This is a genomic window from Arenibacter echinorum (assembly GCF_003259375.1).
Taxonomy (GTDB): domain Bacteria; phylum Bacteroidota; class Bacteroidia; order Flavobacteriales; family Flavobacteriaceae; genus Arenibacter; species Arenibacter echinorum.
In genome coordinates this window covers 698,787-718,399 of the sequence record NZ_QLLN01000003.1, presented here as the reverse complement: position 1 = coordinate 718,399, position 19,613 = coordinate 698,787, and the positions used below count along the sequence as shown (strand labels likewise).

The following is a 19,613-nucleotide window of genomic DNA, read 5'->3' as shown; positions in this document are numbered from 1 at the left end:
TGGGCCTTACTTACTTTAATTTTACTTCAAACAAAAGAAAGCTTCCGCAAATAGATGCTGTTTGTGGTCTAGTCATAAACCTGAGGTAAGTCAATGATCATATTTACTTAACACTTGCTTTAACCCCCTGGATTTAAGTATTTATTAACCAATCGCTCACTATTTCCCCTTTTCAAAATTTTCACCATATATGTGGTCAAAGTTTAAATTGGAAAAGGAATTGGTTAAGCTTTCAATGCCATATTTCTAGGAGGAATGCCTCTTATTTATTAGTAACAATTATTAATCTTAAATCATTTTAGTCATGAACAACACTCTAAAGTATTCCCAATTAAAAGTTGTCATTTTGATTTTGACATTTTTTACAAGTTTTTCCTTTTATGGCCAAGGTGACATTAAAGAAGCAGTGGAAACATCCATGGTAAGGACGCATGAGGATAAGGATCTGCAATGGGGCCCTTGCCCATCTTTTATGCCGGAGGGCTGTACAATATCTGTATTGCATGGTGATCCATCCAAAGCGAATGTAGATGTATTTTTTAAAGTACCCGCCAACTATGAAATACCTGAACACTGGCATAATTCCGCCGAGCGTATGATTCTTGTTTCTGGAGAATTGCGTGTTACCTACGAAGGCGAAAAGGAACAGATAATGAAAGTAGGCTCCTATGCCTTTGGCCCCTCCACAAAACCGCATACCGCAAAATGTGGGGATAAGGATCCCTGTGTAATATTCATTGCTTTTGAGGAACCTTTGGACGCTTTTCCAATGGTACTAAAACAATAATGGTAGATGCAGACCTTAAGGGAATTAGTTAAACAAACATTTAAAAATTAAAATTATGGAAATGGTTATTGGTATGGATGCCGGCCTTGTTGCATCCTTTAAAAAACAAATAAGGGGAGAAGTGGTTATGCCATCCGATGATAATTACAATCGCATGCGAAAGGTGTACAACGCCAATATTGACAAACATCCCGGGATGATTGTCAAGTGTGTGGATGTGGCAGATGTTATGGCTTCCGTAAACTTTGGAAGGGAAAACGATTTGTTGATCGCTGTAAGAGGAGGTGGACACAATGGCGGTGGTTTGGGAATCTGTAATGACGGAATGGTAATAGACCTATCCGGGATAAAATTTATCCGCGTAGACACTTCCAATAATACGGTCCGCGTTGGAGGGGGAAACCTTTGGGGCGAGGTAGATCATGCCACCCATGCCTTTGGACTGGCAATCCCTGCAGGAATAATTTCTACTACCGGGGTTGGGGGATTGACCCTAGGTGGTGGAGTAGGCTATCTCTCCAGGAAATATGGACTTACCATAGACAATTTGTTGGAGGCCGATATGGTTTTGGCCGATGGTTCCTTTGTTACGGTGAACGCAAAGCAAAATACCGACCTTTTCTGGGCCATTCGAGGTGGAGGAGGCAATTTTGGAATTGTAACCTCTTTTAAATTTCAAGCCCATCCTCTAAAAACTGTTATCGGTGGACCTACCTTATGGCCCATTGAGCAGACAGAAGAAATAATGGCCTGGTACGATGAATTTATTAATAAGGCTACGGAAGATTTAAATGGGTTTATCGCTACTTTGGTTATACCTGGACCTCCATTCCCGGAACACCTGCACAACAAACAATTTTGTGGCATAGTATGGTGTTATACAGGTAAGCCGGATAAGTTTGAAGAGATTTTTAAACCTGTCTTGGCTAAAAAACCGCTGTTCGAACATGTGGGCGAAATGCCATATCCGTCTGTACAAACACTGTTCGACGGACTCTTTCCACCAGGATTGCAATGGTATTGGAGAGCCGACTTCTTTAATAAATTAGGTCCTGAGGTGAGGGCTGGCCATTTAAAATACGGCTCTAAAATCCCTACACCACTCTCACAAATGCACTTATACCCTATTAGTGGCGCTGCCTCCAAAGTAGGTGCTACGGATACTCCCTGGGCCTATAGGGATGCAAAGTACGCAGGTGTTATAGTGGGGGTTGATCCAGATCCCAACAATACTGAAAAAGTCACTAATTGGTGCAAGGATTATTACAATGAATTGCACCCACATTCCTCAGGAGGGGCCTATTCCAATTTTATGATGGATGAGGGTCAGGAAAGGGTAATGGCAAGTTATAAGCATAACTACCAGCGTTTGGCCAAGATAAAAAAGCAGTATGATCCCAATAATCGGTTTCGGGTAAATCAAAATATCATGCCAGGTAATTAAGGCATGGCATAGTTTATTGGCTACTAAATGATTAGGACATATAGGGTTTGATTATTCAGGGGGTGATTATGCTATCACAATACATCCAATATTTTTTGGGCTTCCAACCCTATGCGTTGTTTGGTTTCCTCTGTTATATATTTTCTTTGGTCTATCTGTTGGGGTTGGTCAGAGGTACAAAAATAACTGTGGATACTTCTTCTTGGTTTTGTGGTGCGGTTTGTAGTTCCACCGTGCCACGCATGCGAGTTAAAGATAAATACGGATCCCGCAGGAGCCTGAATAATGACTTCATCAGGATGGGGTAGGCTGGGATCCTCCATTTTTTCATGAGGAGAAACTCCAAGTTTGTGGCTTCCGGGTACGATGCGGGTGGCGCCATTATTTTCGGTGAAGTCGTCCAATAACCATATGGAGTTGCAAACTTTATAGACACCTTGGACGGATTTATTTCCCCAATCTATGTGTAAATTCTGATGTCCTAGCCCGGGTTTTGCAGCCCTATAGTTCAGGGAAGATAATTTATAGGAAGGACCTAGAACGGCGGAAATACCGGCCAGAAGCCTAGGGTGGCTATAAAACACATCAAAAACGTCTCCCTTATTTACAAGGTCCGCCAAGCGATCGGCTCCTTCTTCCTTAGGGTGGCGTATATATTTTGACTCAGTCAATTCCGCCCCGGCAGCTTCACCTTCATTAAGCATTAGGCCATCGATCCTGTCGTTTATGGCTTTTACTTGGTCGTCGGTCAGAAGTTTGCCCAGAGATAAATAACCCTGACTTTCCAAAATTTCAATTTCCTCTTCGGTAAGCATGTTAAAGCAAATTTATAATTAATTCAAGAAATTTTTTGTTAAGCAAAAAAGGTACAATAATATTGTGATAACATTGAACAATATAATTGTACTAATATTGATTGGACTTTTTTTTGGATATAAAGTTTACCCAAAGCGAGCACACCAATGCCAAAATTGCCAGAGCCAGGGTCATTGTATTGGTAAGTCCAACACTAGGCAGCCAACCAGTTATCCTTTCCACCAAAAAAGCAATATAACTTGATGGTAGATTGGATTGTCCCAAGCGCTTAAGAACCTCATAATGCCAATCCGTTAAAAAGCAGTAGCCCCATCCTTTCCAAATTCCCAACAAAACCCAAGACCCAAAAGTTAAAAGTAAGGTGATAAGATTAATTTTTCGTATACGTGCAAACAACCACCCGAACAAATTAAAAATAATCAGAGCTGAATGGAAAACAAAGAAAAAAATATTGACTATCCTTAAAAATACATCGTCCATTAGGTACAAGGATTGGTTTTTCTGAAAAGATAGCAAATTTTTCTTGCGTACCATTTTTACGGAATTCGGAGAAAAGCATTATATAGCTTGGGCAAATTGCCCAAAGGAGATCAACTTTCCCAATCACACTGATTTCATTACTTTTACAGATTTAAAATGTTTTATATGAATAAAGTATTTTCTCTGTTCCTTATATCGGTTTTGATTTTTGCATGTAAGGACTCCAAGACAAATAACAATTTAACTTCCCAGAAAACTATGAATATTACCAATAACCCGTTACTTGTGGAAAGTACGCTACCTTATGGTGCTCCTGATTTCACTAAAATAGATAACAGCCATTTTAGGGAGGCTTTATTGAAGGGAATCGCTGAACAAAGGGCGGCAATAGATGAAATTGTGAACAGTACCGATCCGGCAACTTTTGACAATACCGTAATGGCAATGGAAAAGAGCGGCTTTCTTTTGGACCGGGTACGAAATGTATTTTCGGCATTGACCGGTGCCCATACCAATGATACCTTACAAGCTGTTCAAGAAGAAATGGCGCCTAAATTTTCGGAACTTCGGGATGCAATTTACCTCAATGATACATTGTTTCAGAGGGTAAAAACTTTGCACGATAAAAAACAAAGTCTTGATTTAGATGAAGAATCGGTAAAGCTTTTGGAGAATTATTTTGAGGATTTTGAAATCGCCGGAGCCAACTTGTCCCAAGAGAACAAGGAAATCTTAAAGTCTTACAACTCCAGATTGGCTACTTTGAGCAATACTTTCAATAAAACCTTGTTAGAGGCTAATAATGCTGGAGCAGTAATATTTACAGATAAGTCCGACCTCGCCGGACTCTCGGATGCCGAGTTGAAATCTTTGGAGATGGAAGATGGGAAAAGCTGGAAAATTGCGCTTCAAAATACCACCCAACAACCTTTATTGCAATCCTTGGAAAAAAGGGAAACCAGAGAGAAGTTATTTCAGGCTGCATGGTTGCGTGCCGATGGTACAGCTCATGACACCAAGGCCATTATTACCGAAATTGCCGAATTACGGGCTAAAAAGGGTGCGCTGTTGGGTTTTGCAAATTATGCGGAATGGAGTTTACAGAACACCATGGCCAAAGTGCCGGAAAATATATTTAAACTTTTTGAAGGACTTGTTCCTTCAGCTACGGCCAAGGCGGGGCAAGAAGCTAAGGAAATTCAGGAAATGATCCAGAAAACTGGAGGGGATTTTACCCTTGCCCCTTGGGATTGGAACCATTATGCCGAAATGGTGCGAAAAGTAAAATACGATCTGGACGAAAACCAGATAAAACCTTATTTTGAGTTAAAATCCGTACTTGAAAAAGGGGTTTTCTTTGCTGCCGAAAAATTATACGGAATTACTTATAAGGCCAGAACCGATATCCCAACCTATCACAAAGATGTTTTGGTATATGAGCTTTTTGAAGAGAACGGTGATCCATTGGGATTATTCTATGGCGATTTCTTTTCCCGGCCCAGTAAGCGGGGAGGGGCTTGGATGAGCAATTTTGTAGATCAATCCAAACTATACAATAAAAAACCTGTAATCTACAATGTCTGTAATTATCCGAAACCCGTAGCAGGTGAACCGGCACTACTGACCTATGATGAGGTAGAGACCATGTTCCATGAATTTGGCCATGCCCTTCACGGCTTTTTTGCCGACCAGCAATATCCGTCCCTATCAGGTACCTCGGTGGCGCGTGACTTTGTAGAGTTTCCTTCCCAGTTCAACGAAAATTGGGCCTTGTACCCTGAAATCTTGAAAAACTATGCCCGTCATTACCAAACGGGGGAACAGATACCGCAAACGCTTATCGATAAGATCAAGAAATCGGGGACTTTTAACCAAGGTTATAGCCTTACCGAAAATTTGGCGGCCTCCAACCTGGATATGCAGTGGCATACCATTGGTTCCGCTATCAAAATCGAGGATGCCAATGCTTTTGAAAAGGAAGCTTTGCACAGGACCAAATTGGATGTGGTTGCGGCTGTCCCACCACGCTATAGGTCCACGTATTTTGCCCATATCTTTGGCAGCGGCTATGCAGCTGGTTACTATTCCTATTTATGGACCGAAATGCTGCACCACGATGCCTATAATTGGTTTGAGACCCATGACGGACTTAATAGGGAAAACGGTCAGCGTTTGAGGGATATGATTCTTTCTCGTGGGAATACCCTGCCCTTGGAAAAAATGTATAAGGACTGGCGTGGTAGCGATCCAAAAATTGAACCTATGCTAAAAGCAAGAGGCCTACAGTAATTGTTGCTTTTCATAATCTTAGGATTAAATATTAAATAGGGGCCTGTTGTGGGTCTCTTTTTTATTTTGAGCAATTGTGGATAGTCCAATTTTTTCTTTCTTGAAAAAGGAAGCATAAACATGACACAATTCATTGAGAGTGGAATATTTTAGCAAAAGCTTAAGCTTATTATCTTTAGTGGATTAATCCTAAACATTGATTATTATGAAAACCGTTTCTTATGGCAGGATAGCAGTACTTTTTATCTACACATTATTATTTTTCAATACCGGGCAGGCACAAATGGAATCTTCGTCGGAGCTATACCGGACCATATTAAAATTGGACAGTACCTTGTTTGTAGATGGGTTTAATAATTGTGAGCTTAAGAAGATGGAGTACTTAATTGCCCCTGATTTGGAATTTTATCATGATCAAGCAGGACCAAGCACTTCCAAGGAGGAATTTTTTAAGGCTATTAAAGAAAATATTTGTGGTAATGCAGATAAGAAGCCAATTCGTAAAATGGTAGCGGAAAGTATGGAAGTATTTCCATTGTACAATAACGGAGTTTTGTATGGGGCCATACAAAACGGGGTCCACGAATTTTATATAAAGGAGGCCAATAAAGAACTTTACATAACCGGGATAGCCAAATTCTCCCATGTTTATATACTGCAGGATAGTATTTGGCAATTAAAAAGGGTATTGAGCTACGACCACCAATCACCCGAGGAATAAATTGGACCTTTTTGGGCAATGTTGCATAAAAGCAGTTGAAGCTCGGTTTAGAATGGATTCAATTAGCCACTTATTCCTTATGTTAATTTGCTGCTAATCTCCAGAAAATTAAATTTGGGATGCATTTCAACGAATAAATGGTTAAAAATTAAAAATATGGTAGGGTAAAGTCCATCTTTGATTGTTATTGTTTAAGGGCCCTTGATTATGGGGCTTAGCTGACATTTACTAATTTTTAAAATTTATAACTATGAAATTCAGATTGGTAACAATTGCATTATTTTTTGTTTTTATAGTTTTTACTTCTTGTACGGACAATGATGACAAGAATAGTGATTATGGCAGGCTTTCCGTTAACTTAACGGACGCACCTTTTCCACATGATCTGGTAGCAGAGGCAAACGTGACTATTTTTAAGATAGAAGCCCGTTACAAAGGGGATATGGATATTAATTCTGAGGTTGGTGACAATTCTGATTCTTCGATGGAAACAGAAGAAAAATCCTCTTTTATGGTATTAATGGAAGATGAAATGGAGGTAAACCTTTTGGATCTTACCAACGGAGTTACCAAAAATTTGGTCGACCTTGAAGTACCGGTTGGTACTTACGACCTTATAAGGGTCTACGTAAAAGGAGTAAATGTAGTACTAACGGATGGCTCCACATTTGATTTAAAAGTACCTAGCGGAGAGCAAAGTGGTATTAAAATTTTCATTAAGCCCGGACTTGTAGTTAATGGTGGACTAAGTGCTGATCTATTGTTGGACTTCGATGTAAGCAAATCCTTTGTAGCCAAAGGCGGAGGCAGTAACTTTGAAAATATAACCGGCTTTAATTTTAAACCAGTCATTAAAGCTTGCAATATGTCCACCGCTGGCACTTTGTCCGGTATGGTTACAACTCTTCAGGAAGAAGTTGCTGTAGGATTGGAAGGGGCACAAGTAGCCGTTTTTGCAGCCGACACTTTGAATACTACTACTTTTACGGATGCTGACGGAAAATATATGGTTATGGGGCTAATGGCCGGAGAATATGATGTTGAGGTAGAATTATCAACCTACTTAAAAGAAACAGTTACTGGCATAGATATAGTTGCAAGTAATAAGACCTCCCAAGATTTTATTTTGGTGGCAGGGGAATAAGAATATTTTATATGAAGTTAATAAGGTGGGTGTAATAGCCCACCTTTTTTTTGTAAAAGCTTTAAGATTGGCTAGATTTTCAAGACTAGAGGGGATCTAGTTTATGAAGTAATTAGAGATCATTGGTACTCAATTTAAATAAATACCAGACTTAGGCCTTTAACAAAAAAAAGCCGAACAACTATTGCAAGTTGTTCGGCTTTTATAGCCTAAAGATGATTCTCTAATTAAGAAACGCCAATAGTTTTTCCGCTACCAATTCTGAAGATGCCGGATTTTGTCCTGTAATCAAATTGCCATCCTGCACTGCATATGCCGCCCAATCCGCTTTTTTGGAGAAGATACCGCCATTTGTTTTGAGCATGTCTTCCACTAAAAATGGAACTACATCTGTAAGTTGCACAGCCTCCTCTTCCGAATTTGTAAACCCTGTTACTTTTTTACCCTTTACAAGAGGAGTTCCATCTTCGTTTTTAACACCCTTTAGTGCTGCCGGGGCATGACATACAAAGCCAATTGGTTTCTTCTGTTGGTTAAAAGTTTCAATGAGATTTATAGATGTGTTGTCATTGGACAAATCCCATAAGGGCCCGTGACCTCCAGGATAAAACACAGCATCATAATCATTAGGGTCTATTTTAGACAAAGCCAAAGTATTCTTTATTTTTTCCTGTGCCACTGCATCATTTTTAAATCGCTTCGTATCCTTGGTACTGGCTTCAGGGGTATCGCTGCTTGGGTCTATTGGTGCCACCCCGCCTTTTGGTGTAGCCAGGGTAATATCGGCCCCTTTGTCCAGTAAGGTATAATATGGGTTTGCGAATTCTTCGATCCAAAATCCTGTTTTCTTTCCTGTATCCCCCAATTTATCGTGGGATGTTAGTACAAATAATATGTTCATTTTAAGTATTTTTTTAATTAATTCTTAATTAGGGTCCTAATCCAAGCCTTAGACTTTCACGATCATTTTCCCTTTGTTTTTACCCTCAAACAAATCCAAAAATGCCTGGGGGGTATTTTCAAAACCGCTCACAACGGTTTCGGTATAGTTTAGCTTGCCTTCGGCCAACCAGGTGGATAAATGCTTCATGGCCTCTGGGAACTTCTCCGAATAATTGGAAACGATAAAACCTTGCATTAGAGCGCTATTTTTTACCAAAAAGGGCTGAACACTAATACTTTTGGGTATTTCTGTGTTATTGTATACCGAAATAGCACCACAAATGATCATTCTAGCAAATTTGTTGATATTAAATAGAACAGCATCAGAAATAGGACCGCCTACATTGTCAAAATAAATATCTATACCATCTGGACAAGCCGTTTTAAGGGCAGTTCCCATATCCTCAGTGTTATAGTTAATGGCGTGATCAAAGCCGAAATCGGAGGTTAACATTGAAACTTTTTCATCCGTTCCTGCAATACCCACGACATATAGTCCGAGTATTTTTCCAATCTGTCCTACTACGCTGCCCACGGCACCTGCAGCACCGGAAACTACTAGGGTTTCCCCGGCCTTGGGTGTGCCAATTTGGGTGAGCCCACAATAGGCGGTTAGTCCGGTCATACCCAAAATACCTAAATAAGCACTAAGCGGGGCTAGGTCCTTATTTATTTTTAACAGTCCTTCCCCTTTGGAAATTTGTTGGGTTTTCCAGTCCATCATCCCCGAAACGAAATCGCCCTCTTTAAATTTATCGTTCTTGGAAGCAATAACTTTGGCAACTACACCGGAAGTTATAGGTTTACCTACCTCAAAGGGCGGAACGTATGATTTGGCATCGCTCATTCTTCCCCTTAAATAGGGGTCTACGGAAATATAGGTGGTTTCCAAAAGTAATTCTCCTTCTTGGATGTTTAGATTTTTGTCCTCCTTTACAAATTCAAAATCTGATAATGTAGGTTTCCCTTTTGGTCGTTTTTTTAATAAAATTGTCTGTATCATAATGTGATATTAGTTTATCGAGTTTTATTTTTTAATACTGTTCCAGGCCGCTTGATAGGCATCCTCCAGGTGATCCTGGTTTAATTGAAAAACACCTCTTTGTTGCATTACCATTAAAAAAGAGAGAGGGTTTATAGAGTACGCATATAATAGGTAGGGCGACAAAGGTTTTATAATACCTTCCTTTTTCCCTTTTTCCCAAAGGTCAAGTAAAGGTTGAAGGTGTTTTAGGCCTTCCTGTCTACTTGCTTCATCTATTATTGGAGTATTGTCGCACTGGGCCAGAAACATAGCTTCTTCCACTTCTTTTAGTTTAAAATCGGCAATGCGTTTCCAGATTATTTCAAAACCTTTGGCTACAGGTATGTCGTTACTGTAGTTTTTGAAAGCATAAGCGGTATATGCTGCCTTAACTTCTATATACACTTTGTTTACCAGGTCTTGCTTATTGTCAAAATACAGGTAAATAGTGGCAGGTGAGACGTTCGCCATTTTTGCAATCTTGGACATGGGGGTGGCATGGAACCCATTGTTATTGACCAAGTTAATGGTTGCTTTTACCAAGGCATTTCGCTTTTCAATACTTTTTTGGAGTTTTGCCATAATCTTCTAAATGGAAATTTATAAGGTTGCTGTTCAAGGTTGAAAGACATATGAGTACAAAGATAATACTAAAAATGAATGTTCATTCTTTTTTATGGATCTTTAACATAAGTTTACAGGTATAAAAAATTCAAATAAAATGGGATATTGTTATTATAAGTTGATTATTTGGGCGTGATAGGGGATAGTGGTTAATTTGGGAGGACTATGATTAAGGCAAAATGTGAGGAAGATGTAATATGTCAAAATCGATGTATTTAACAAGGTATACCCTTTAGACACGCAATACAGAGAGCACTTTGGAAAGTAAGGTTAATTTAACTTTATTATAAATTTATCATAAAGTTAAGTTTCTAAAATTGAATTTAAAATGTAATATTTACATTTACTCTTATTATACTTCTTAACTGCAGATCATTTTGAACGATTCCATCAGCACATATAACAAAATAAACTCTGAAGTTGGTATAAAAATAGAACCCTTCGATGTCACTAAAAGGTATACCAAGCCTCACAAACACAATAAATATCTCGAAATAATCTATTTTATAAAAGGTAGCGGTTTTCATCATTTGGACATGGAAAGCCACAGTATAGAACCACCCTTGTTGTTTATTGTTAAAAAGGACGAGGTTCATCATTGGGAGATTACCACAAAACCCAAGGGTTATGTGATCATTATCAAGGAATCTTTTTTGGAAAAAACCTTGGACAAATACATCAATACACAATTGATAAAACTGAACAACTGCCAAAAAATAATGGTAGAACAAGACGATAAATCATTAAAGTCTTTGTTTAAGTCTTTGTGTTGGGAGATGGAACAAGGTAATTTGAACCAAGAAGCTGTGGAGGGGGGATTAAAGGCCCTATTGTCAAAAATGGTTAAATATGCCGCTGCCCAAGGTGGGGAAAATACGGATAAGACCATGCAATTTGTAAATCTATTGTCCGAAAATTTAAAAAATAATGTCTCCTTCTATGCGGAGGCATTAAATACTACTTCACAGAACCTCAATGCCGTATGTCATAAAGTGTTCAACAAAACCGCATCGGACGTTATTGCGGAACATATTATTATGGAGGTAAAAAGACAATTGGCATATACAAACAAATCAATCAGTGATATTGCCTATGATCTGGAATTTAAGGACAGCTCGCATTTTACCAAATATTTTAAGCGATACACACAACTTACCCCTTTGCAGTATAGAAAAAACCTAGTTTAAGTATTGGTACCAATCCTTTTTCAAATACACCATTTTAAGTTCTAGGACTAGTATATTTTTGTCAAAATTTTTAGAGATATCAGATATTTATGAATTATAAGTACATTATTATTGTTGTTATATCGTTGTTTGGTGTACAAGCTTCAACTGCTCAAATTTCAGGAAAAATTATTGACGCCACTGATAATTCGCCATTGGAATATGCTACGGCAGCCCTGTATAATCAAACAGACGGCTCCCTGATTACGGGAGTGGTTACTTCTCAGGATGGATCCTTTGTTATAGAAGGGGTAAAGCCCGGAACCTATTATATGGAAGCCTCCTTTATGGGATACCAAACCAAAACAATTGTGGATATTGCGATAGATAAAAGGCAACCCGCCAAAGATCTTACCGTAATTGGCCTATCCCTTGGCAACCAATTGGACGAAGTTGTCATTCAGGGTGAACGGGCTACAGTTCTTCATAAAATAGACCGTCAGGTATTTGATACCAAAAAGTTTCAAAGCAGTCAGGGCGGTAATGCCATTGATGTGGTAAGAAATTTGCCGTCGGTAACTGTTGATGCACAAGGCGGTATCAGTGTCAGGGGGAGTTCTGGATTTGCTGTCCTAATCAACGGGAAACCTACCCAAGGCGACGCCAGTGCCATATTGTCCCAATTACCGGCAAATGCATTGGAAACAGTGGAGCTGATTACCGCGCCTTCGGCCAAATATGATCCAGAGGGTAAAGGAGGTATTTTAAATATAATAACAAAAAAGGGAGCAACCAATGGCGTATATGCCCAAGTAAACCTGCGTGGAGGATTACCCTCAATAGAACCTTATGACACCAAGGTGGCTGCACAAAGATATGGAGTGGATGCCACTTTAAATAGAAGAACGGACAAATGGAACCTATCCTTTGGCACAAGTTACCAACGCAATGACAAAACTGGTAGGAGGGAAGGCGAATTGTTTGTCATTAATCAAGTTGAGGACAAGCAAACTTTTTTGCCTTCCGATGGGGAGAGGAGTTTTGATGATATAAGCTATAATGGACGTTTTGGTGTAGATTTTACACCTAATGATGCTGATATCTATTCTTTGGGTTTCTATGCAGGAAAACATACTGTAGATCGTTTAGCCGATATCGATTATTATGACAATCACGCCATTTCACCTATTGGCAGTGGCAATAGGGAATATACTTTTCAGTATTATAATCATAATTTAAGAACCAGAAAAGGCGATTTTGTACTAGGCAGTTTTGATTACGCCCATAAATTCAACAATGATTCCAGGTTGTCTACCTCCCTGTTGTATGAATACACTTTTTTGGGCGGTCCTACCTATAATGATAATTTGGGAATTACTGATCGCAACATTGTTTATCAGCAGGAATACAATACCAATGACAACCCGTTAAATGGGTATCGGGTAAATGTGGATTACCAATTTAAGCCTTTTTCCTTTGGTACCTTGGAAACGGGCTATCAATTTAGGGATATTGATCACACAGGTGAGTTTGTTTATGAGCGCGATGGCGTTTTGGTACCTGAATTTTCCAGTAATATAAGTCTGCAGCGTACTATCCATTCTGGGTATACCCAACTTACAGGCGCAAGTAATAAATGGGATTATGCCGGTGGCCTACGCTTGGAATCCATGGATCGCACTTATTCAGAGGACTTAAGGACAGCCGATCCCGAACGAACCTATAAATATGACTTTGTTAAGTTATTTCCATCTGCCTCCTTACAATATGCTGTGAGCGATGCTACCAAATTAAAGGCTGCCTATAGCAAAAGGGTAGAACGTACAACTACCCTAAAAATGAACAGTTTTGCAGAAAGGGAACACTCTGAGGTTTTTGAACAAGGGGATAATCAATTGAGACCAGAATTTATAGATTTGGTAGAATTGGGGGTCATCAAAAATTTTAAGGGTGGTAATTCGGTTAGTGCCACTGCCTATTACAGACATGTAGACAATGTAATAAACCGTGTAAATACTTTGGCTTATGAAGCCAATGGTGCGGTATTGGACAGTATTATTAACAGGGTTTATTCCAATGTGGGCAAAAGCAATGCCATTGGCCTTGAAATAGGGGCACAATTAAAACCAAGTCAAAATTGGAGCAATTATATTGGCGCTAATATATATTCCTATGATATTGAAGGTGCCTTTGTATTTAGGCATAGAGACGGTATTTCCAGAAATTACGATGTAAATAGTAGTGCCACCATATATTCTTTTAATGTAAATTCTACCTATTCTTTCTGGGAAAATGCTTCTTTGCAATTTACCTTTAATTATTTATCTGAAACAAATACTGCTCAAGGAGAAGACTCTAGGTTCTATTCCCCCAATCTTAGTTTCCGTAAGGCATTTTTTGACAATAAATTAACGGCAACCCTTCAATGGCAGAATATAGATATGGGAATTTTGGATACCAATGAACAGCGAATCACTACCTATAAAGCCAATGAATTTTACACTACTACCAATTATAGGTATGAGGTAGATATGATATCCATTAATTTATCATATACCTTTAATGCTATTAAAAATAAGGCCAAGTTTATAGAAAGTGAGTTTGGCAAAAAAGAATTCTAAATAGTCAGGTGAAGTAAATTAACACTAAAAAAAGGTCTGGCGATCATATATTGCTGGACCTTTTTTTTGTTCCAACAATTATCGCGGTATTCTGAAAATGGACCTTGTATTCCCGTAGTAGTAACAATTCTAAACAATAACAGTCTTTACCAAGGTGTAACCGTCCGTTGTATTTCCGATTAGCGAGTCTGCCATATTGCCATCCAGACTGTTTATGAAGACATTATCCCTATCATTTAAAGTATCCGCTTCACCTTCATATGAGGAAGTAGCATATACGGTATCACAAATGGACTTAGGAAAGGCAATTTGGGTTATTCTAATCGATTCTCCCATAGCATCCAAAACTTCAAGATGAATGTGAGGGGCCCTACCTTTGTACCAACCAGGGAAAATACTTATGAATGAAGCGTTGCCATTGGTGTCTGTAGTTTGTCGGCCCCTCAAAAAATGAGCGTTTGTAAAATCACTTTGTTGAAGCGCGTTATTCCCATATTCGGAGTAATACCCTTGGGCATCGCAATGCCAAACATCTACATAGACTCCGGAAAGCGGTTTGCATTCATCACTTAGATCAAGTACCTCAAGGGAAATTAGTAAGGCTACACCAGTTCTATCGGAGACAATATTAGCCTTCATTAGATCTGAAGGGGTTTTGATAGGGAAGGGTCCTGCTGTCTCACTAGGGGACAATTCGCATTCCTCCCTACCTACTTCGGTTTCTTTAGGGTCGCTATCCTTGGAGCAGGCATGAACTACCGTAGTAGGGACGGCAACGATTATTCCCATTCCCAAGGCTCCTTTTTTTAGAAAATCTTTTCTTTTCATTATTAATGGATTATAGACCTTACTAAAGTTATTCAAAAAGGAGGTCTTAATGAAGGAAATTGGAAGAATAGTGCAGGCAAGAGGAATATGGATTATTTTTTTTCTATACATTTTGTAAAGAATGCTGCAACCAGTAAAATAGACTTCCAGAGCACTAACCGTTAATATATTGGAATATAAACCAATTACGGGCATTCCCTAGAAAACTGTGGCTATCTTTGCCGAAAATTATTATATGTCAAAGCAGTTTTCTGATTTAGGAATTAACGAACACCTACTTCAAAGTTTAATAGACCAACAAATATCAGAGCCCACAGATATTCAGAAGAAGGTGATTCCTGTGATTTTGGAGCAAAACAAAGACGTGGTTGCTCTGGCAAAAACAGGAACAGGTAAAACGGCTGCTTTTGGTTTGCCGTTATTACAATTAATAGAAACTGAAAATACCAATATCCAAGGTGTAATATTGGCGCCTACACGGGAACTGGGGCAACAGATCTATGCTAATCTGGTTTCTTTTTCTACCCATAGTCCTTCTATTTCCATTGCTTCAATATGTGGAGGAATCCCTATTAAGCCTCAAATAGAACGTTTAAAGAGTGCCACCCATATTGTAGTAGCCACACCAGGTCGCCTAGTGGATTTGGTGAAGCGGGGAGCCATAAACATTAAAAACATCAAGTATTTGGTCTTGGATGAAGCCGATGAAATGGTAACTGCCTTAAAGGTGGATTTGGATAGTATTATTGCAGAAATCCCAAAAGCCAGAAAAACATTATTGTTTACGGCTACCATGCCGGGAGCCTTAAAACAATTGATCCAGAATTATATGTCCAAACATGTAGTTCAGATTGAAGCGGACATGGCTACAGTGGGGCATCAGGGAATAGAGCATAGGTATGTTGTAGTAGAACCCATTGAGAAATTGGACGTCCTGTTGCACTTTTTAAAGTCTAGGGAGGGAGAAAGAGGAATTATTTTTTGCAAGACGAAAGCGGCAGTAAATAAATTGGGAAAAAACTTGGCCATCAATAAATTCCGATCAGGTGCTATACATGGGAGTTTAACCCAGGGTATTCGAGATCGGGTGATGGGACAATTTAGAGAAGGGTTTATAGATATTATGGTGGCGACCGATTTGGCTGCCCGTGGTATTGATGTTAAGGAAATATCCTATGTAGTAAACTATCATTTGCCAGATACTTATGATACTTATGTTCACAGGAGTGGACGTACCGCCAGGGCAGGGGCAGAAGGATTTTCATTAACCGTTATCCAGAAAGAGGAAGTAGAGGATATTGCCGATTTCCAAAAGGAGTTGGGTATAGATTTTAAAGAATTTAAAAAAGCGGATGCCGAAAGTATTGAAGAAAATAACGCTTTGATTTGGGCCAACAAAATATTCAAGACCAAACCCAACCGAAATATTTCACAGGAATTTAGGGAAGAAATAAGAACAGTTTTCCATCATTTGACAAAAGAGGAACTTATAGATAAGATATTGGCGAATTACTTGGCGCAATCTACGGGTCACGGTCCAAAAGTAGAAGCGCCCAAAAAGAAAAAAAATAAATAATAGCCATGGCAAATAATATTAAAGACCAGGAGGATGTTTTAGCAAAACTAAATATCCAGCAGTTGAATCCCATGCAGGAGGAAGCTATTGCCGTAATTGGAAAAACGACCAACACTATTATTCTGTCACCAACGGGTACGGGCAAAACTTTGGCTTTTTTGTTGCCATTGATAGAAACTCTAGATCCCAATATTGACGAAGTACAGGCACTGATATTGGTGCCTACGCGTGAATTGGCTATACAAATTGAACAAGTGGTTAGAAATATGGGGACTGGTTATAAGGTAAATGCCGTTTATGGCGGACGCCCTATGTCCAAGGATAAGATTGAAATTAAACATAATCCTTCTATTTTAATAGGGACACCAGGGCGTATTTTGGATCATTTTGATAGTGACCGGTTCTCAAAGGAAAGTATTAAAACCTTAGTGCTGGATGAGTTCGACAAGTCTCTGGAAATAGGTTTTGAGGAGGAAATGGCGGGAATTCTAAGTGAATTGCCCAATATTAAAAAAAGGATCTTGACTTCCGCTACACAGGGAGTTGAGATTCCAAGTTTTGTAAAATTGGACCAGCCAGTACTTATCGATTATTTAGAGGAAGAAGTTGGTTCAAAATTAACAATTAAGATCGTGTTATCGCCTGCCAAGGATAAATTGCCAAGGCTATTGGAGTTGTTGCAACACTTGGGAAATCAGCCGGGAATCATTTTCTGTAATTTCAGGGATAGTATAGAAGAAGTGAGTTCTTTATTGGAGAAAAATAAAATAGGACACACTTGCTTTTCCGGAGGAATGGAACAAAAGGATAGGGAGCGCTCCCTTATCAAATTTAGAAACGGAACCAGTCAAATTTTAATCGCCACGGATTTGGCGGCGAGGGGAATAGATATCCCGGAGTTAAAATATATAATTCATTACGAGCTTCCACATTCTTCGGAGGAGTTTACCCATAGAAATGGGAGAACGGCAAGGGTAAATGCCAAAGGTACTGCCTACGTGTTAAAATGGGATAAGGAGCGATTGCCTGAGTTTATAAAGGATACTGGCGATATGGATATCTCCAAAAAAGGGGCACCTATGAAACAGTTTTGGGAAACCTTATTTATTTCCGGAGGAAGAAAGGACAAAATTTCCAAGGGTGATATTGCTGGGCTGTTTTTTAAACAAGGGAATATCAACAAGGACCAATTGGGAGAAATAGAGTTAAAACAGGACTGTGCCTTCGTTGCCGTTCCTTTGTCGATTGCCCATCAATTGGTGGAAAAATTGAACAATTCACGTTTGAAAAAGAAAAAAGTTCGGATTGCGATTCTTTAATTTATTAGAATAAAAACAAAATATTTATTCGTTGGAATTTATTAAAAATGAAAGAAGATCTAAAAGGGAATAAAGTTGCAATCACTCCAGAGGAGATCGATAATTGTATTGCACTCTTGCAGCAATTAGTGGACCACACAGATCAGATATTTGATATTCCAAAAGAAAAAAGAACCGCTTTAATAAAAGTATCGGGCCAATTTTCCAGACCCAATAGGGAAGAATTTTCCAGAAGAAAAAAGGACGGTAAGAAAAGTGCCCTTCGTAAAAAAGAAGCAAGGGACAGAAAGGCTCGGAAGGAAACAGGTATTAGAAATGCACGAGAGGCCCACATATTTGTTGCCCCTAAACTTTTGCCTACTGCAGAATTGGTCAATCATAAAAAACAGGAACTGGAGGTATCAAGAAACTGTTATGTTTGTAAAACGGAGTTTAGCGAATTACATCATTTTTATGATACCATGTGCATAAAATGTGGCGATTTCAATTATGCCAAGCGATTTCAAACTGCCGATGTAACAGGTCAGGTTGCCGTTGTAACGGGATCTAGATTAAAAATTGGATATCATATAACTTTAATGTTATTGCGAGGTGGGGCTACGGTGATTGCCACAACACGTTTTCCGGTTGATTCGGCCTTACGTTTTTCCAAGGAAGATGATTTTATGGAATGGGGACATCGATTAAAAATACACGGTCTTGATTTACGACATATCCCGAGTGTAGAAATATTTTGTAATTATATAGAACGGCAATATGAGCGATTGGATATTCTTATCAATAATGCTGCGCAGACGGTGCGAAGGCCTTCCGGGTTTTACCAGCATTTAATGTCCAACGAGGAAAGATCCATAACTTCACTTCCTTCATCAGCCCAAAAAGTTTTAAGTGATCATACCTCATGTTTGATGGAACTAAAAGAACTAAGGTCCGGGGTATCGCCAAATCAGAACATGCCGGTCACCTGGCACGGACCTGAAGCTGGTATCGGCTTAAGTGCTTCTGCCAAATTGTCCCAAATCCCATATAGTTTTGACAATGTCCTAGTGGCCAAGGAAGTATTTCCCGTAGGGGAATTGGATGCCGATTTACAACAGGTAGATTTGCGCAAAACCAATAGTTGGCGACTAAAACTAGGTGAAATTGAAACTACCGAAATGTTGGAAGTTCAATTGGTAAATGCCGTAGCTCCTTTTGTATTGTGCAACCGTTTGGCAGAATTAATGAAGAAGGAGAACACCGGTCAAAAACATATTATTAATGTTTCGGCAATGGAAGGTAAGTTTCATCGTAATTTTAAGGAATCGCGCCACCCACATACCAATATGGCAAAAGCAGCCTTAAATATGCTTACCCATACCGCTTCTGGGGATTTGGCCAAAGTAGGAATATTTATGAATGCAGTGGACACGGGCTGGGTTACGGATGAAGATCCCGCTGAACTATCCAAAATGAAACAGGAAGTCTACGATTTTCAACCTCCTTTGGATATAGTGGATGGTGGTGCCCGAGTGATGGATCCGTTAATAGACGGAATTAATACCGGGAAACATTGGTCAGGTAAATTTCTAAAAGATTACTTTCCTATCGATTGGTAATTTTACTCACTTTTGGGGGCTTATATTTATTTGTATTTTGACCTACATAGGGAATTTGCAGAAGATTTGATGAAAAAATTGATCAACAAGCGTTTAAAGAAGAAAAGGTACAGTTACCAGTCTTTAATTTAGGGTGTAATTCCAGTGGATATTGGAAAATAAAGGCCTGAAAAACAAAGCTTTTTAAATATAATTGAAGTAAATAGCTGTTTTTTAAATTATTAGCGCCATCTT

At 39.1% G+C, this 19,613-nt stretch carries 16 protein-coding genes; 10 read left to right on the top strand and 6 right to left on the bottom strand.

Annotated elements, in window-relative coordinates; genetic code table 11:
* Positions 1-304 precede the first annotated feature (304 nt).
* Positions 305-787 carry a cupin domain-containing protein gene (locus LV92_RS10255; protein WP_111623533.1) on the top strand — a complete coding sequence of 161 codons (483 nt, stop codon included), beginning with the start codon at positions 305-307 and terminating at the stop codon, positions 785-787.
* Positions 788-842: 55 nt separating this feature from the next.
* A complete protein-coding gene (locus LV92_RS10250; RefSeq protein WP_111623532.1) occupies positions 843-2,231 on the top strand; it encodes an FAD-binding oxidoreductase in 1,389 nt (462 codons plus the stop codon).
* Between the two features lie 74 nt (positions 2,232-2,305).
* On the opposite strand, the gene LV92_RS10245 is transcribed toward LV92_RS10250, so the two are convergent.
* Both LV92_RS10245 and LV92_RS10240 read right to left on the bottom strand, forming a co-directional pair.
* The gene (locus LV92_RS10245) at positions 2,306-3,046 is read right to left on the bottom strand and encodes a phytanoyl-CoA dioxygenase family protein (protein ID WP_111623531.1); all 741 of its coding nucleotides are present in this window, start codon (positions 3,044-3,046) and stop codon (positions 2,306-2,308) included.
* A gap of 91 nt (positions 3,047-3,137) precedes the next feature.
* Positions 3,138-3,581, bottom strand: coding sequence for a DUF2784 domain-containing protein (locus LV92_RS10240; RefSeq protein ID WP_245946335.1), 444 nt, complete (start codon positions 3,579-3,581; stop codon positions 3,138-3,140).
* A gap of 111 nt (positions 3,582-3,692) precedes the next feature.
* Between LV92_RS10240 and LV92_RS10235 the strand changes: the two genes are divergently transcribed.
* The 3 genes from LV92_RS10235 to LV92_RS10225 all read left to right on the top strand — a co-directional run bounded on the left by LV92_RS10235 (position 3,693) and on the right by LV92_RS10225 (position 7,681).
* Positions 3,693-5,816 (top strand): M3 family metallopeptidase, encoded by a 2,124-nt coding sequence (locus tag LV92_RS10235; RefSeq protein ID WP_111623530.1) that lies wholly within the window; start codon positions 3,693-3,695, stop codon positions 5,814-5,816.
* 205 nt (positions 5,817-6,021) lie between these two features.
* Positions 6,022-6,537: a nuclear transport factor 2 family protein gene (locus LV92_RS10230; RefSeq protein ID WP_111623529.1), complete on the top strand. Its 516-nt coding sequence runs from the start codon at positions 6,022-6,024 to the stop codon at positions 6,535-6,537.
* A gap of 250 nt (positions 6,538-6,787) precedes the next feature.
* Positions 6,788-7,681 (top strand): DUF4382 domain-containing protein, encoded by an 894-nt coding sequence (locus LV92_RS10225; RefSeq protein WP_111623528.1) that lies wholly within the window; start codon positions 6,788-6,790, stop codon positions 7,679-7,681.
* A gap of 223 nt (positions 7,682-7,904) precedes the next feature.
* Here the strand turns inward: LV92_RS10225 and LV92_RS10220 are convergent, their stop codons facing one another.
* The 3 genes from LV92_RS10220 to LV92_RS10210 are packed head-to-tail and all read right to left on the bottom strand — an operon-like array spanning position 7,905 to position 10,229.
* Positions 7,905-8,582 (bottom strand): type 1 glutamine amidotransferase domain-containing protein, encoded by a 678-nt coding sequence (locus LV92_RS10220; protein ID WP_111623527.1) that lies wholly within the window; start codon positions 8,580-8,582, stop codon positions 7,905-7,907.
* 48 nt (positions 8,583-8,630) lie between these two features.
* Positions 8,631-9,626 (bottom strand): NADP-dependent oxidoreductase, encoded by a 996-nt coding sequence (locus LV92_RS10215; protein ID WP_111623526.1) that lies wholly within the window; start codon positions 9,624-9,626, stop codon positions 8,631-8,633.
* A gap of 24 nt (positions 9,627-9,650) precedes the next feature.
* Positions 9,651-10,229 carry a TetR/AcrR family transcriptional regulator gene (locus LV92_RS10210; protein WP_111623525.1) on the bottom strand — a complete coding sequence of 193 codons (579 nt, stop codon included), beginning with the start codon at positions 10,227-10,229 and terminating at the stop codon, positions 9,651-9,653.
* A 419-nt stretch (positions 10,230-10,648) separates the two neighbouring features.
* Between LV92_RS10210 and LV92_RS10205 the strand changes: the two genes are divergently transcribed.
* A complete protein-coding gene (locus LV92_RS10205) occupies positions 10,649-11,458 on the top strand; it encodes an AraC family transcriptional regulator (protein ID WP_111623524.1) in 810 nt (269 codons plus the stop codon).
* 89 nt (positions 11,459-11,547) lie between these two features.
* Positions 11,548-14,058, top strand: a complete 2,511-nt coding sequence (locus tag LV92_RS10200; protein ID WP_111623523.1) for an outer membrane beta-barrel family protein — start codon at positions 11,548-11,550, stop codon at positions 14,056-14,058.
* Between the two features lie 129 nt (positions 14,059-14,187).
* On the opposite strand, the gene LV92_RS10195 is transcribed toward LV92_RS10200, so the two are convergent.
* Entirely contained in the window at positions 14,188-14,886 is a 699-nt protein-coding gene (locus tag LV92_RS10195; protein ID WP_111623632.1) for a dioxygenase family protein, read from the bottom strand.
* Between the two features lie 235 nt (positions 14,887-15,121).
* Between LV92_RS10195 and LV92_RS10190 the strand changes: the two genes are divergently transcribed.
* From LV92_RS10190 to LV92_RS10180, 3 genes are read left to right on the top strand one after another with little or no spacing between them, the layout of a single operon-like run.
* Complete coding sequence (locus LV92_RS10190; protein ID WP_111623522.1) at positions 15,122-16,462, top strand: DEAD/DEAH box helicase; 1,341 nt, start codon at positions 15,122-15,124, stop codon at positions 16,460-16,462.
* A 5-nt stretch (positions 16,463-16,467) separates the two neighbouring features.
* Positions 16,468-17,781: a DEAD/DEAH box helicase gene (locus LV92_RS10185; protein WP_111623521.1), complete on the top strand. Its 1,314-nt coding sequence runs from the start codon at positions 16,468-16,470 to the stop codon at positions 17,779-17,781.
* A 47-nt stretch (positions 17,782-17,828) separates the two neighbouring features.
* Complete coding sequence (locus LV92_RS10180; RefSeq protein ID WP_111623520.1) at positions 17,829-19,379, top strand: SDR family oxidoreductase; 1,551 nt, start codon at positions 17,829-17,831, stop codon at positions 19,377-19,379.
* Positions 19,380-19,613: the final 234 nt, after the last annotated feature.

Bases quoted from the DNA above. Each gene is read 5' to 3' on its own strand.
- LV92_RS10210 (WP_111623525.1), bottom strand. From the start codon at position 10,229: ATGGCAAAACTCCAAAAAAGTATTGAAAAGCGAAATGCCTTGGTAAAA.
- LV92_RS10230 (WP_111623529.1), top strand. From the start codon at position 6,022: ATGAAAACCGTTTCTTATGGCAGGATAGCAGTACTTTTTATCTACACA.
- LV92_RS10250 (WP_111623532.1), top strand. From the start codon at position 843: ATGGAAATGGTTATTGGTATGGATGCCGGCCTTGTTGCATCCTTTAAA.
- LV92_RS10255 (WP_111623533.1), top strand. From the start codon at position 305: ATGAACAACACTCTAAAGTATTCCCAATTAAAAGTTGTCATTTTGATT.
- LV92_RS10240 (WP_245946335.1), bottom strand. From the start codon at position 3,581: ATGGTACGCAAGAAAAATTTGCTATCTTTTCAGAAAAACCAATCCTTG.
- LV92_RS10180 (WP_111623520.1), top strand. From the start codon at position 17,829: ATGAAAGAAGATCTAAAAGGGAATAAAGTTGCAATCACTCCAGAGGAG.
- LV92_RS10235 (WP_111623530.1), top strand. From the start codon at position 3,693: ATGAATAAAGTATTTTCTCTGTTCCTTATATCGGTTTTGATTTTTGCA.
- LV92_RS10190 (WP_111623522.1), top strand. From the start codon at position 15,122: ATGTCAAAGCAGTTTTCTGATTTAGGAATTAACGAACACCTACTTCAA.
- LV92_RS10200 (WP_111623523.1), top strand. From the start codon at position 11,548: ATGAATTATAAGTACATTATTATTGTTGTTATATCGTTGTTTGGTGTA.
- LV92_RS10185 (WP_111623521.1), top strand. From the start codon at position 16,468: ATGGCAAATAATATTAAAGACCAGGAGGATGTTTTAGCAAAACTAAAT.
- LV92_RS10245 (WP_111623531.1), bottom strand. From the start codon at position 3,046: ATGCTTACCGAAGAGGAAATTGAAATTTTGGAAAGTCAGGGTTATTTA.
- LV92_RS10195 (WP_111623632.1), bottom strand. From the start codon at position 14,886: ATGAAAAGAAAAGATTTTCTAAAAAAAGGAGCCTTGGGAATGGGAATA.
- LV92_RS10215 (WP_111623526.1), bottom strand. From the start codon at position 9,626: ATGATACAGACAATTTTATTAAAAAAACGACCAAAAGGGAAACCTACA.
- LV92_RS10220 (WP_111623527.1), bottom strand. From the start codon at position 8,582: ATGAACATATTATTTGTACTAACATCCCACGATAAATTGGGGGATACA.
- LV92_RS10225 (WP_111623528.1), top strand. From the start codon at position 6,788: ATGAAATTCAGATTGGTAACAATTGCATTATTTTTTGTTTTTATAGTT.